The sequence below is a fragment of the Acidovorax sp. 99 genome (assembly GCF_003096455.1).
Classification (GTDB): domain Bacteria; phylum Pseudomonadota; class Gammaproteobacteria; order Burkholderiales; family Burkholderiaceae_C; genus Acidovorax; species Acidovorax delafieldii.
The window spans coordinates 2,907,456-2,920,740 of the sequence record NZ_QEKU01000001.1 but is presented as its reverse complement, the minus strand read 5'-3'; the positions used below and the strand labels follow the sequence as shown (position 1 = coordinate 2,920,740).

General features: G+C 64.2%; 12 protein-coding genes. 2 read left to right on the top strand and 10 right to left on the bottom strand.

Annotation, left to right across the window (positions count from 1 at the left end; genetic code table 11):
• The 8 genes from rsmH to C8C95_RS13605 form a co-directional block, all read right to left on the bottom strand.
• The gene (gene rsmH / locus C8C95_RS13640; protein WP_116748934.1) at positions 1-927 is read right to left on the bottom strand and encodes a 16S rRNA (cytosine(1402)-N(4))-methyltransferase RsmH; all 927 of its coding nucleotides are present in this window, start codon (positions 925-927) and stop codon (positions 1-3) included.
• An 8-nt stretch (positions 928-935) separates the two neighbouring features.
• Positions 936-1,364, bottom strand: coding sequence for a division/cell wall cluster transcriptional repressor MraZ (mraZ, locus tag C8C95_RS13635; protein ID WP_008903734.1), 429 nt, complete (start codon positions 1,362-1,364; stop codon positions 936-938).
• 252 nt (positions 1,365-1,616) lie between these two features.
• Positions 1,617-2,942, bottom strand: a complete 1,326-nt coding sequence (hslU, locus tag C8C95_RS13630; RefSeq protein ID WP_056059234.1) for an ATP-dependent protease ATPase subunit HslU — start codon at positions 2,940-2,942, stop codon at positions 1,617-1,619.
• 132 nt (positions 2,943-3,074) lie between these two features.
• A complete protein-coding gene (hslV, locus tag C8C95_RS13625) occupies positions 3,075-3,641 on the bottom strand; it encodes an ATP-dependent protease subunit HslV (protein ID WP_056059237.1) in 567 nt (188 codons plus the stop codon).
• Positions 3,642-3,794: 153 nt separating this feature from the next.
• Positions 3,795-5,534, bottom strand: coding sequence for an STAS domain-containing protein (locus C8C95_RS13620; RefSeq protein ID WP_116748933.1), 1,740 nt, complete (start codon positions 5,532-5,534; stop codon positions 3,795-3,797).
• A 47-nt stretch (positions 5,535-5,581) separates the two neighbouring features.
• The gene (gene dksA, locus C8C95_RS23850; protein ID WP_233193807.1) at positions 5,582-6,079 is read right to left on the bottom strand and encodes an RNA polymerase-binding protein DksA; all 498 of its coding nucleotides are present in this window, start codon (positions 6,077-6,079) and stop codon (positions 5,582-5,584) included.
• Between the two features lie 497 nt (positions 6,080-6,576).
• Positions 6,577-7,638, bottom strand: a complete 1,062-nt coding sequence (locus C8C95_RS13610) for a GTP-binding protein (RefSeq protein WP_116748932.1) — start codon at positions 7,636-7,638, stop codon at positions 6,577-6,579.
• Between the two features lie 112 nt (positions 7,639-7,750).
• The gene (locus C8C95_RS13605; RefSeq protein ID WP_116748931.1) at positions 7,751-8,986 is read right to left on the bottom strand and encodes a class I SAM-dependent methyltransferase; all 1,236 of its coding nucleotides are present in this window, start codon (positions 8,984-8,986) and stop codon (positions 7,751-7,753) included.
• Positions 8,987-9,214: 228 nt separating this feature from the next.
• Between C8C95_RS13605 and C8C95_RS13600 the strand changes: the two genes are divergently transcribed.
• Positions 9,215-9,742 (top strand): chemotaxis protein CheW, encoded by a 528-nt coding sequence (locus C8C95_RS13600; RefSeq protein ID WP_207780603.1) that lies wholly within the window; start codon positions 9,215-9,217, stop codon positions 9,740-9,742.
• A gap of 36 nt (positions 9,743-9,778) precedes the next feature.
• Positions 9,779-11,434 carry a methyl-accepting chemotaxis protein gene (locus C8C95_RS13595; RefSeq protein WP_116748930.1) on the top strand — a complete coding sequence of 552 codons (1,656 nt, stop codon included), beginning with the start codon at positions 9,779-9,781 and terminating at the stop codon, positions 11,432-11,434.
• 39 nt (positions 11,435-11,473) lie between these two features.
• Here the strand turns inward: C8C95_RS13595 and lepB are convergent, their stop codons facing one another.
• Positions 11,474-12,142, bottom strand: coding sequence for a signal peptidase I (lepB, locus tag C8C95_RS13590; RefSeq protein ID WP_108500196.1), 669 nt, complete (start codon positions 12,140-12,142; stop codon positions 11,474-11,476).
• A 118-nt stretch (positions 12,143-12,260) separates the two neighbouring features.
• Complete coding sequence (locus C8C95_RS13585; protein WP_116748929.1) at positions 12,261-13,238, bottom strand: tyrosine recombinase XerC; 978 nt, start codon at positions 13,236-13,238, stop codon at positions 12,261-12,263.
• Positions 13,239-13,285: the final 47 nt, after the last annotated feature.

Genomic DNA, 13,285 nt, shown 5'->3' with positions numbered 1-13,285 from the left:
TCAGACGACCGCCGTGCGCTCGGCCACGCGCATGATGGCGCTGCGCGAGCGGGGATTGGCCTCGACCTCGGCCGCACTGGGCTTGATGCGGTCGAGCGCGATGAACTTCATGGCCTGCGGCGCAGCAAACGGTGCGCGGCGGTCGTAGACCTCCTTGGAATGTTTGGCGATGAACTGCTTGACGATGCGGTCTTCGAGCGAATGGAAGCTGATGACCACCAGCCGCCCACCGGGCTGCAGCACCGAGAGGCTGGCCTCTAGCGCCTGTTGCAGCTCTTCAAGCTCGGCGTTGATGAAAATCCGAAGAGCTTGAAATGTGCGCGTTGCAGGGTTCTGGCCCGGCTCGCGGGTTTTGACCGCGCCAGCCACGAGGTCGGCCAATTCTGCGGTGGTTGCAAGAGGACCCCGTTCTTCGCGCCGAGCAACAATCGCCTTTGCAATGGGGCCAGCAAACCGTTCTTCACCGTAGTCACGTATCACCTCCGCAATCTGACCGACTTCGGCCGTGGCCAACCAATCGGCCACGCTTTCGCCGCGCGTGGTATCCATGCGCATGTCCAGCGGACCGTCAAAACGGAAACTGAAGCCCCGCTCGGGGCTGTCGATCTGGGGCGAGCTCACGCCCAGGTCCATCAGCACGCCCGCAGCACTGGCGGGCGGCAGGTCGGCCAGATGGCGAAAACCTTCGTGCCGAATGGAAAAACGCGCATCGGTGATGCGCGTTGCTTCGGCGATGGCTTCGGGGTCCTTGTCAAAGGCCACCAGGCGCCCCTGGGGGCCCAGCCGGAGCAGGATGAGGCGGGAGTGCCCGCCGCGCCCGAAGGTCGCATCGATCCAGGTGCCGGAAGGCTCCGGGCCTGCGCCGCCCAGGAGAGAGTCCACGGCCTCATTCAGCAGGACGGTGGTGTGTTGCAAGGGGGATGTCACAGTGCGCCTTAGAAGGAAAAGTCCTTGAAGACATCCGGCATCTCACCCTGCATGGCCTTGGCTTCCTGCTCGTCGTAGGTGGCCTTGTCCCAGAGTTCGAAATGGTTGCCCATGCCCAGCAGCATGGTGTCTTTGGAAATACCGGCGGCTTCGCGCAGCTCGGGGGAGACCAGCACACGGCCGGTGGCGTCCATGTCCACATCCATGGCATTGCCCAGGAAGATGCGCTTCCACCACTGGGCGGACATGGGCAGCTGGGCAATGCGCTCGCGGAACTTCTCCCATTCAGGACGGGGAAAGACCATGAGGCAGCCGTGCGGGTGCTTGGTGATGGTGAGCTGGCCCGATGCCGTGGCCGCGAGGACGTCACGATGCCGGGTCGGCACGGACAGCCGACCCTTCGCATCGAGACTCAGCGACGAGGCACCTTGAAACACGGACAGATTCCCAGTTCGGTTTTGCGCCTCGCAGGTCCAGAAACGGACCTTGAGGGCACTTTTCACCACTTAATTGCACTTTTTTGCACTGTAGCAGGAAAAGCACACCGAACAAGGGGGTTGTCCCACAAACTTTTCAATGAAATCAACGACTTAGATGCTTTTTTTCAGACACCAGAACGCTAAAAGTCGTTGAAAAAGAAGCACTTAGAGAGGCCTATGAAAGTGACCTCTCAAGGCTTGACCGAGTGGTCACAGGATGTAGCGCGACAGGTCCTCGTCCTGGCTCAGAGTCTGCAGGCGGGTATCGACGTAGGCGGCGTCGATGGTGATGGTCTGGCCGGCCAGGCGGGTGGCGTCAAAGCTCACCTCGTCCAGCAGGCGCTCCATCACCGTGGAAAGGCGGCGCGCACCGATGTTCTCGGTGCGCTCGTTCACCTCAAAGGCGATGTGCGCCAGGCGTGTGATGCCCTCGGGCGCGAACTCCAGCGTGACGCCCTCGGTGGCCAGCAACGCCTGGTACTGCTTGACCAGCGACGCATGGGTCTGCGTGAGGATGGCTTCGAAGTCCTTGACCGACAGCGATTCCAGCTCCACCCGGATCGGGAACCGTCCCTGCAGCTCCGGGATCAGGTCGCTGGGTTTGGACAGGTGGAACGCCCCCGAGGCGATGAACAGGATGTGGTCCGTCTTGATCATGCCGTACTTGGTGGACACCGTGGTGCCCTCCACCAGCGGCAGCAGGTCGCGCTGCACGCCTTGGCGCGATACGTCGGCGCCACTGCTTTCCTGCCGCGCGGCCACCTTGTCGATCTCATCGATGAAGACGATACCGTTTTGCTCGGCGCTGGCCACCGCTCGGGTCTTGATGTCCTCTTCGTTGACCAGCTTGGCCGCCTCTTCATCGGCGATGAGCTTCAGGGCCTCGGCAATCTTGAGTTTGCGGGTCTTGCGCTTGTCCTGCCCCAGCTGGCTGAACATGCCACGCAGCTGCTCGGTCATCTCTTCCATGCCCTGGGGGCCCATGATTTCGAGCTGGGGGCGGCCTTCGGCCACGTCGATCTCGATCTCCTTGTCATCCAGTGCACCTTCGCGCAGCTTCTTGCGAAAAACCTGGCGGGCCGTGTTGTCAGCGGCGGGTTCGCTGCCTGCCGCTGCGCGGGCCGGGGGGATCAGCACGTCCAGGATGCGTTCCTCGGCGGCATCTTCGGCGCGGGTGCGCACCTTCTTCATCTCGGCCTCGCGCGTTTGCTTCACCGCCATCTCGGCCAGGTCGCGGATGATGGAATCCACGTCCTTGCCCACGTAGCCCACCTCGGTGAACTTGGTGGCCTCGACCTTGATGAAGGGCGCATCGGCGAGTCTTGCAAGGCGGCGTGCAATCTCGGTCTTGCCCACGCCGGTGGGGCCGATCATGAGGATGTTCTTGGGCGTGATCTCCTGGCGCAGGCTGCCTTCCACCTGCTGGCGGCGCCAGCGGTTGCGCAGAGCGATGGCCACGGCACGCTTGGCGCTGGCCTGGCCCACGATGTGGTGGTCCAGCTCGGAGACGATTTCCTGGGGGGTCATGGACGACATACAGGTCTTCCTGGTATCAAATAGGGCCGAAGCGCTGGTGAATCATGCGCCAGCAGCTATAAAAAACAGAGCATTCAGCCCTCGATGCGCTGACCGTGAGGCCAGCGCGGGGCCTGTTCCACCGTCGTACGCTCAGAGCGTCTCGATGGTGTGGTTCATGTTGGTGTAGATGCAGAGTTCGCCCGCAATTTCGAGCGACTTTTTCACGATCTCTTGGGCAGACAACTCGGTATTCACCAGCAGCGCCTTGGCCGCCGAGTGCGCATAAGCGCCCCCCGAGCCAATCGCCACGATGCCTTGCTCGGGCTCCAGCACGTCGCCATTGCCGGTGATGATGAGCGACGCACTGGCGTCAGCCACGGCCAGCATGGCTTCGAGGCGGCGCAAGACCCGGTCGGTACGCCAGTCCTTGGTGAGTTCGATGGCAGCGCGCGTCAGGTGGCCCTGGTGCTTTTCCAGCTTCGCCTCGAAGCGCTCGAACAGCGTGAACGCATCGGCCGTGGCGCCCGCAAATCCCGCCAGCACCTTGCCGTGGTAGAGCTTGCGCACCTTGCGCGCCGTGCCCTTGACCACAATGTTGCCCAGCGTGACCTGTCCATCGCCGCCGATGGCGACCTGGATGCCGGAAGGCGTCTGGCGACGCACACTGAGGATGGTGGTGCCGTGGAACACCGGATGGTTGTCTTGAGATGAATCCATAGCTGCGGCAGATGGGGATCACCAGGCATTTTGCAATGCCGGCCTCGGAACGGATGCCGCGCACGCAGCCTGGCCAACCACGCGACATGCCCTTCCCTACTACCCGCAAGACTGGAATCTGGACCGGAACAGCCCCCCCCAGGAGCGGTGCTGCTAGTTCTTCCGGGGGACCACCCAGGCGTGCTCGTTGATTCCGATCACGTTGAAGAAGATCGCCACCAGCCGCTGCAGGTTGTGGAACTGGATCACATGGCCGTGGCCCTGTTGCTCAGCCGCCCAGTTGAGCACGGAGCCTGCAGCAGCAAAGTCCACCCGGATCAGCTTGTCGCAGGCAATGGTCAGCGGCACGCCGGGCTTGAAGTGCGCCTCGAACGGCTGCAGCAGGGGCGTGGCATCGCCGTCGATATGGCCGCTGAGCTGTGCGACGGGTCCGGTGTCCAAGGGAGCGGGGACCGACGACTCACCGAGATCGGACGCCATGAAATCGCTGTCGGCGGCCAGAGGCGCAGAGCCTGAAGACACACCCTCGTTGTCCGAGTATCCACAACGTGGCGACACCCAGGAGGGCGGAGAGACTTCGTAGGTCACGCAGTAGTCGAGCGCCACCAGTTCAAACTCGTCGGGCTTGCCCATGAGGCGCATGGCTGCCATGCGCAAACGCCACCACTCGGGGCTGTTTGAGCGGTCGCCCGACTGGGTCTTGGCATCGAGCAGGGCATGGAGTTTTTCAACCCCCGAAAACACGATCTGGACATCGCGGTCGGCCCACGAGCTGAACTGGTCAGCCAACAGGGGCACTGCCGCCTCGTCAATCGAAGCAAGGCGTGACCAGGACAGCGTCCAGGGGGACGCCGCACGGGCCAGCGAGGCCTGCAGTGCCGCCACCGAAGAAACCGCCACGGTGGGCGGAGCGTTCCAGCTGAAATCACGGCGCATGGCGGCGGCAGGCTCGGCAGCGGGCGCCACTTCAACGGCCAGGCCCAGTTGCGCCGGGATGGAAAACCACAGCGGCGCCGAGCGGCCATATTGCGCGGCAAAGTCGATGGCCAGGGTGTCAAAACGGTCGTGCTGCCCGGTGGCCCGGTAAAGGTCGAACAGCGTCATCCAGATTTCCAGCTGCTGCGCTGGATCGTCCTGCTGGTGCTGGGCCAGCACCTCCAGCAGGCCAGACTCGGCCCCTGCATGGTCACCATTGGCAAACCGGATGGCGGCTTCTTCAAGATCGGGTTCGTGCACGAATTCCTCCGGTTCGAATGCGGGCGCGGGCGCAGCCGTGGGAGCCGCAGGGCTGAAGGATGCTTCGACGTGTGGGGTGCTGCCGGGCAGCATGGTGGCGTCCGTGCCACCAAAGCGGCCAATGGCCATGCTGTCATCAGCGAACAGAGGCTGAACGGCGGGTTTGGTATCCAGCGGGGCAGACAGGCTCCCGGGCACCGTGGGCGCATAGGCACGGGCTTGCTCTTCCGCAGACGCCTCCGTGCTGGAATCCGGCATCACCCCTGGCTGGGTGGGTGCGTCGGCGCCCTGCTTGCTCTTCCACCACTGCTGGGACATCTGCGCTTCGATCTCGTCGATCTTCTTGAGCGTCACGGCCCGCTCGTCGGGCGATGCCATGCTGCTCTGGAAAAACGAGGGGCGCCCTGCGGCATCTTCCACTCGCTGCCCGTGCAAGACCTCGCGCTGGCGCAGCTTGCGCAGCTGATCGAACTCGCGGCGCCGCACAAAATCGTTGCGGCGCTTGCGCTCGATCATCTCCTTGAGCATCTGCTTGCTGTACTGGCTCTCCCGGTCGTCCTGGAGGGAATCCAGCTCCGTCCAGTTGACGGTCGGATTCTTCACGAACCGCACCACCTTCGATAGCAGGCCGCCAGGGGTGGATTCTTCCTTGCTCATGGCTCAGGGTGCAGAGTGCGCGCGTTGATCAACAGGCGGCTGCCTGCTCAATCCCCAAACATCTTCTGCTTGAGTTCGCGGCGTTGCTGCGCTTCGAGCGACAGCGTGGCGGTGGGACGTGCGATCAGGCGGCCCACACCAATGGGCTCACCGGTTTCGTCGCAGTAGCCGTAGTCACCCGCATCAATGCGGGCAATGGATTGTTCGATCTTCTTGAGCAACTTGCGCTCGCGGTCGCGGGTGCGCAACTCCAGTGCGTGCTCTTCTTCGATGGTGGCGCGGTCGGCCGGGTCGGGCACCACCACGGTGTCCTCACGCAGATGCTCAGTGGTTTCTCCGGCACTGTTGTGGATGTCCTGCTTGAGTTGAACGAGCTTGAGGCGGAAGAACGCCATCTGCTTTTCGTTCATGTACTCGCTGTCGGGCATGGCCATGACTTCAGCGTCGGTCAGCTCGGCGACGGACTTGGTTTTCCAGTTGTTCGCCAGCTTGGGGTCTTTTTTGGCAGCCGTGTAAGTAGGCTGCGCTTGCGCGGTCGTGGGCATGGTGTGTTGATAACTGGCTTTGGCAGCTGTCGAAGCCACCGTCTGTGCCATGGATGGTACGGTCAATTGGGCCAATCGGGAAGAAGGCCGGGTTGTGCGCACGGGTACCTGCGAGCCCGCTTGCAGTGCGGGCGCCGGAGCGGGTGCCGCCACTGCCGGGGGCGCGACCACCTTGGGTGCCGCAGCAGCCTTGGCAGTGGCCTTCGCAGCAACTTTTGGTGCCGCTGGGGCGGCGGCGCTTTTCGCCGCGGCAGGGGTTGCCTTGGTGGCCCCCTTGGATTTGCTGGTGTCGGCTTTCACTTCCTGGTCTCCTCGCAGTACGGGCGGGCCCCAGCTGCATTCGCAGCCAAGGGCGTGTGGCAAGCCTTCCGGGGTCTAGAACCTGTTCACAGGTTCTTGCCGGGGCGCGATTGTATCGACCTGGGCTGACGCAAACGGAAACGTTGCAGATACAACACAAATCGGGCTCCATTGCCCCCTCGGAACCGGCGAACAGGTCAGACCAGGCTTTGCTCCAGCCCCTGCAGGAAGATGTCCTTGGGCAGGTCAATGCCAATAAAGACCATCTTGCTGGTACGCGCCTCGCCCTCGGCCCACTGGGGGCCCAGGTCGCTGCCCATGAGCTGGTGCACGCCCTGGAATATGACCTTGCGTTCAGTGCCCTTCATATTCAGCACCCCTTTGTAGCGCAGCATGCGCGGGCCGTAAATATTGACGATGGCGCCAAGGAAGTCTTCGAGCTTGGCCGGATCGAACGGGCGGTCCGATCGGTACACAAAACTCTTCACATCGTCATCGTGGTGATGATGATGGCCATGGCCGTGCTCATGCTGGTGGGAGGGGTGGCTGCAGTGCTCGCCATGTTCGTGGTCATGGTCGTGGTGGCCATGCCCATCCCCTTCTTCCTTGAGGAAGTCCGGGTCGATGTCCAACTTGGCATTGAGGTTGAAGCCGCGCAGGTCCAGCACCTCCTTGAGCGGCACTTCGCCAAAATGCACGGCCTTGATGGGCGCGCGCGGGTTCATGTGCTTCAGGCGATGGATCAGCGCTTCGGTCTCGTCCTTGGACACCAGGTCGGTCTTGGACAGGAAGATTTGGTCCGCAAACCCCACCTGGCGGCGCGCTTCCTGCCGGTCGTTGAGCTGCTGTGGCGCATGCTTGGCGTCCACCAGCGTGATGATCGAGTCGATGAGGTAGGTTTCGGCGATCTCTTCGTCCATGAAGAAGGTCTGCGCCACGGGGCCCGGGTCGGCCACGCCGGTGGTCTCGATCACGATGCGGTCAAAGTCGATCAAGCCCTTGCGCTTCTTGGCCGCCAGCAGTTGCAGCGTCTCGCGCAGGTCTTCGCGGATGGTGCAGCAAATGCAGCCATTGCTCATCTGCACGATCTGCTCCTTGGACTCGGTCACCAGGATGTCGTTGTCGATGTTTTCTTCGCCGAATTCGTTCTCGATCACGGCGATCTTCTGGCCATGGGCTTCGCTCAAGAGGCGCTTGAGCAACGTCGTTTTGCCCGAGCCCAGGAAGCCGGTGAGGATGGTGACGGGGATCAGTGCCATAAATCTGTCTTTCAAGGGAATCAAATACTTGCGCTGCGCGGCGCAGTGCCCCACCCAGGGGCATCTTTTTCAGTGTACCGAGGCTGTCAAGCCCCTGCTGGCACCGGAAAGCTCACCCCTTGCGCATCACCACCAGCCCCTTGAGGTACTCGCCCTCCGGAAACTCCAGCGTCATCGGGTGGTCGGGCGCGCCGCCCAGGCGCTCCAGGATGTAGCCGTCCACCCCAGCATCCGCTCCGGCCGAGGCCACGATCTTGTGGAACAGGTCGGCGCTGATGCCGCCCGAGCACGAGAAGGTGAACAGCACCCCACCGGGCGACAGCAACTGCAGCGCCAGCCGGTTGATGTCCTTGTAGGCGCGCGCGGCCCGCTCGGCGTGGGCCGCCGTGGGGGCGAACTTGGGCGGGTCCAGGATGATGGCGTCAAAGCGCTGGCCTTCCTTGAGGAACTGGCGCAGCGAGGCATTCACGTCGGCATCGAGGAAGGTGGCCCGGTTCGGATCAAACCCGTTGAGCGCCACATGGGCGCGGGCGCGCTCCAGGGCCGGGCCCGAGGAATCGATGGAGGTCACATGCCCGTCGGCCACAGTGCCCGCTGCACGCATGCCCGCCAGCGCGGCCACGCTGAAGCCGCCGGTGTAGCAAAAGCAGTTGAGCACATGCTTGAAGCCCAGGCGCTGGGTGTAGTCGGCAAACCGCTGGCGGCTGTCGCGCTGGTCCAGATAGAAGCCGGTCTTGTGGCCCTCAGCGATGTTGAGCGTCAGACGCCACTGGTGTTCACGGATCGTGAGTTCGAGCGGCGGCCCCTCACCATCACCTGCCGCACCCGAGGGCCCGCCGCGCAGCCAGCCGGTGGCGGGCTCCAGGCCCTCCAGCGAACGCACGCTGGCATCCGAGCGCTCGTAGAGCTTGGTCAGCCCCGTTTCGCGCAGCAGCGCATCGGCAATCACGCCCTTCCAGCGCTCGGTGCCTGCGCTGGTGAACTGCGCCACCAGCGTATCGCCATAGCGGTCCACGATGAGCCCCGGCAGACCGTCGGATTCGCCGTGCACCAGACGCACGCCATCACTTTGCACATCAAATCGGGCTCTGGCGATGATGGATCGGGCGCAAGCAGCTATAAAAAACGGAGCATCAATGCGCTGTGCTTCGTCAAAGCTCCACACCCGCGCGCGGATGCGCGAGGTCGGACTGAAGGCGGCCCAAGCCAGGAACTGGCCTTCGTGCGATTCCACGCGCACGGTCTCGCCGCTGTCGCCGCCGCCCTTGGCGATGGCCGATTCGAAGATCCAGGGATGGCGGCGCAATAGCGAGCGCTCTTTGCCTGCGCGGAGTCGAAGGGTTTTCATGACCCGGATTGTGCGGGCTGGCGGGCACGGGTGAGCCACCCGCCGATGGAAAACTGCGCGCGAAAGCTACCCACGCCCCTGGTCACACCCCCATCAGGCAGGCCCAGCCAGCCCTTCCCAGCCCGGCAGGAACGCAGCCGATCTGCCTCATTGAAACCGCGTATTTGACAAATATGATTTGCAATCGATAGAATTGCGTAAAGTATCATTTTTATCACAAACACTCCGATGACCACCTCTGCCACACGCCCCAGCATCACCCGCCTGGCCCCCGCGCCCGGCACGGCCCAGGCCGTGATGACCGATCTTCGCGAATTTCTGGCCTTCAAGATAGGCAACGAGGAATACGGGGTGGACATCCTGCGCGTGCAGGAGATCCGGTCTTACGAGAAGCCCACCACCATCGCCAACGCGACCGGTGAGCTTTTGGGCGTGATGAACCTGCGTGGCGTGATCGTGCCCATCCTCGACCTGCGCCTGAAGCTTGGCCAGACCGCCGTGCAGTACGACCACCTGAAGGTGGTGATCGTGCTGCACATCGGCCAGCGGACGATGGGTGTGGTGGTGGACGGCGTGTCCGACGTGCTTACGCTGGAGCGCGAACAGCTGCGCCCCGTGCCCGCCCTGCGCGGCAACGTCAAGCCCGAACACCTGCTGGCCATCGGCTCGGTCGGCCCGCGCATGCTGATCCTGCTCGACATCGAGAAATTTCTGGCCCGCTCCGCGGCAGGCGAAGCCCTGGCCGCCACCCACTGAACGGCCACCCGCACACCCCTACGAACTGGACACACCATGAAATTCAACGACCTGAAGATTTCGACCCGGCTCACGCTGGGCTTTGGCTTGATGGCGCTGCTCATAGGCCTCATGGGCACACTGTCGGTGGTGCTGGCACGCAGCGCTGACAAGGCCTTCCACTCCATCATCGACGACCGCTTCCCCAAGGTGCTGCACCTGCATGTGGCCAAGGAAGACGTGACTGGGGTCGAGCTGGCCCTCACCCAGATGTTGCTGGATACCAGCACCGAAAACGTGCAACGGCACCAGGCCACCATCAACGCCAAGCGACAACAGATCACCCAGCTGTTCGAGACCCTCGCACAGCAGATCACCACCCCCCAAGGCAAGGCAGCGCTGGCCGAGACACTGCGCGCACGCGGCGAGTACGCCGCTCAGTTATTGCGCTACTCCGAACTGGTGGCCGCCGGCCGGATGGACGAAGCACGGGCAGTCCTGACAGGGTCCATGGTGGCGCCGCGCAAAGCCTACTTCGATGCCCTCGACGGTTTGATCGACTTCCAGGAGTCGCTGGCCAAGACGGCACAGGCCGATGCTGTTGCGGCTGTGTCCACACTCAACGTGTCTGTACTGGTGCTCACGGGGCTGGCCCTGGTGGCCGGTGCGGTGATTGGTTTTGGCATCGTGCGCTCCACCACCGGCCCCCTGCGCCGCGCGGTGGATGCCGCCCGCGCTGTGGCAGCCGGTGACCTGAGCCTGCCCATCACCTACCGTGGCACCAACGAAACCGCACAACTGCTGCAGGCCCTGCAGGAGATGCAACAGTCACTGGTGCATCTGGTCGGCCAGGTGCGGACCAACAGTGACAGCGTCTCCTACGCATCGGCCGAAATCGCTCAGGGCAACAATGATCTCTCGGCCCGGACAGAGCAGCAGGCCAGCGCACTGCAGGAAACCGCAGCCTCCATGGAGCAGCTCAACGCCACTGTGCGCCAGAACGCCGAGAACTCCCGCCAGGCCAACCAGCTGGCCCAGACCGCCACCTCGATTGCAGTGCAGGGTGGCGAGGTGGTGGCTGACGTGGTGCGCACCATGAGGGACATCAACGACAGCAGCAACAAGATCTCCGAGATCATTGGCGTCATCGACTCCATCGCATTCCAGACCAATATCCTGGCTCTGAACGCGGCGGTGGAGGCCGCACGCGCCGGCGACCAGGGCCGGGGCTTTGCCGTGGTGGCCACCGAGGTGCGCGTGCTGGCGAGCCGCTCGGCCGAGGCCTCCCGCGAGATCAAGGGCCTGATCGGGACCAGTGTGGAGCGCGTGGAAGCCGGGTCGGCCCTGGTGGACCGCGCCGGTCAAACCATGAGTGAGGTCGTTGCCTCCATCCGCCGTGTCACCGACATCATGGGCGAGATCAGTGCCGCCAGCACCGAGCAAAGCCAAGGGGTGGATCAGATCAACGAAGCGGTAACGCAGATGGACCACGCCACCCAACAAAACGCCGCCCTGGTGGAAGAAATGGCCGCAGCCGCTGCCAGCCTGAACCAGCAGGCGGGCGAACTGGTCCAGACGGTCGCCACCTTCAAGCTGCCTGATTGCCAGGACCAAGCCCAGGTCCCCGTGCAAGAGCCACGCGCTGTCGTGCAACACCGGCCGGTACGCCGCCCCCTGCTGGGTCACGCCCATCTGCCGATGGCGGCCGCCTGAGCGGCGTGACCTGGCAGGCTGCGCCCTCGATGAACCTGGCTACAGCGCCTTGCCAAAGCGCTCCAGGCGCGGCGCCCAGTGGCCCAGCACATCGGCCGACAGCAGCACGCGGTGCGCCTGCCCGATGAGCAGATGGCGTGGCACCAGGCCGATGTAGCGCGAGTCGGCACTGTTGTCCCGGTTGTCACCCAGCACCAGGTATTCGCCCTCGGGCACCTGCAACGGATCGAAGCTGCTGCGCGCAGTCACGCCCTGCAGCCACTGCACACGGCGCTCATGCCCCAGCAGGCGCTCCGTCCAGCGCGTGGCCGTGAGTGTGTGGCCTGGCAGCACCGGCTCCTGCACAGAATCGGGCATCTCGTATTCGGCGGCCTGGCCGTTGATGTAGAGCACCTCGTTGCGCATCTCCACCGTGTCTCCGGGCAAGGCCGCAATGCGCTTGATCAGGCGGGTGCCATCCAGCGGGGACGAGAAGGTGACCACATCGCCGCGCTGCGGATCATCGATGTGCGCCAGGATCATGTCCGTGAGCGGCAGCTTGAGGTCGTAGGCCAGGCGATTGACCAGCACCACGTCCCCCTCCAGCAGCGTGGGCCGCATCGAGCCCGAAGGGATGGGATTCCAGTCGGCCACTGCAGTGCGAAAAACGCCAAAGCACAACAGCAACACGATGAACCACCGGTTCGATTGGATCCATTTCAGCAGCATGAGGACAACTCCAGGGCGCTCCACAGCGGGCGCCACGTTGCTCGGAGGCGCCTGGTTGTCACTTGGTTCCGCCATGCCAGCAGGCGCGCCGCCCTTTGGAGGGACGCCGCACGGCAACTCAGGGGGACTTCTTTCGCGCGCGGGGGTGGGCAGCGTCATACACCTTGGCCAGGTGCTGAAAGTCGAGCCGCGTGTACACCTGCGTGGTCGTGATGTTGGCGTGGCCCAGCAGCTCCTGCACCGCACGCAGGTCGCCACTGCTTTGCAGCAGGTGGCTGGCAAACGAGTGGCGCAGCATGTGCGGGTGCACCGGCGTGGTCAGCCCCGCCTGCTGGCTGCGCTGGCGCAGGCGCAGCCAGATGGACTGGGCCGTGAGCCGTTTGCCGCGCTGGCCCACGAACAGGGCGGTGTCCAGCCGCACAGAGCCCTCGCCCCCAAACGGTGTGGCCCGCAGCTGCAGCCAGGCCTGCAGCGCGGCCGTGGCAGCGGCGCCCACCGGCACGCTGCGCCGCTTGCTGCCCTTGCCGAACACATGGGCCTCGCCGGCTTGCAGGTCCACCCAGCCACGGCCCTGGCGCTGGGTGTCGGCGTTGGGGATGGCATCGAGCCCCGCCAGTTCGCCCACGCGCAAGCCGCAGCCGTACAGCAGCTCCACCATGGCTGCATCGCGCGCCTCGAGCCAGGGGTCGGCGCCGGTGTTGTCGAACTCGGCCAGCCGCACGGCGTCGTCCACCCCCAGCGCCTTGGGCAAAGGCTTGGGCGCCTTGGGGGCACGCACGTCCTGCACCGGGTTGTGCGGGATCAGCCCCTGCCGCCCCGCCCAGATGAAAAAGCCGCGCCACCCCGACAGGATGAGCGCGATGCCCCGCCCGCTGCGGCCGCCGCTGTGCATCTGCGCGACGAAGCGGCGAATGTGAGCGGTCTGCAACTGCAGCATCGGCACATTCACGCTGGCCGCAAACTGCGCCAGTTTTTCGAGGTCGAGGGTGTAGAGCGTGAGCGTGCGCGCGGCCAGCCGCTTTTCGACGCGCACATGTTCCAGATAACGCAGGACGTGGGGGTCGAGCGTGGTGGGTGCCGCGGGCGTTTCAGACATGGGGGCCGTGGCTGAGACGCCGCTGGGTTGGCAATGGCGGCGGGGCT

Bases quoted from the DNA above. Each gene is read 5' to 3' on its own strand.
- hslU (WP_056059234.1), bottom strand. From the start codon at position 2,942: ATGTCGTCCATGACCCCCCAGGAAATCGTCTCCGAGCTGGACCACCAC.
- hslV (WP_056059237.1), bottom strand. From the start codon at position 3,641: ATGGATTCATCTCAAGACAACCATCCGGTGTTCCACGGCACCACCATC.
- C8C95_RS13620 (WP_116748933.1), bottom strand. From the start codon at position 5,534: ATGAGCAAGGAAGAATCCACCCCTGGCGGCCTGCTATCGAAGGTGGTG.
- dksA (WP_233193807.1), bottom strand. From the start codon at position 6,079: ATGCCCACGACCGCGCAAGCGCAGCCTACTTACACGGCTGCCAAAAAA.
- C8C95_RS13610 (WP_116748932.1), bottom strand. From the start codon at position 7,638: ATGGCACTGATCCCCGTCACCATCCTCACCGGCTTCCTGGGCTCGGGC.
- C8C95_RS13605 (WP_116748931.1), bottom strand. From the start codon at position 8,986: ATGAAAACCCTTCGACTCCGCGCAGGCAAAGAGCGCTCGCTATTGCGC.
- C8C95_RS13600 (WP_207780603.1), top strand. From the start codon at position 9,215: ATGACCACCTCTGCCACACGCCCCAGCATCACCCGCCTGGCCCCCGCG.
- C8C95_RS13595 (WP_116748930.1), top strand. From the start codon at position 9,779: ATGAAATTCAACGACCTGAAGATTTCGACCCGGCTCACGCTGGGCTTT.
- lepB (WP_108500196.1), bottom strand. From the start codon at position 12,142: ATGCTGCTGAAATGGATCCAATCGAACCGGTGGTTCATCGTGTTGCTG.
- C8C95_RS13585 (WP_116748929.1), bottom strand. From the start codon at position 13,238: ATGTCTGAAACGCCCGCGGCACCCACCACGCTCGACCCCCACGTCCTG.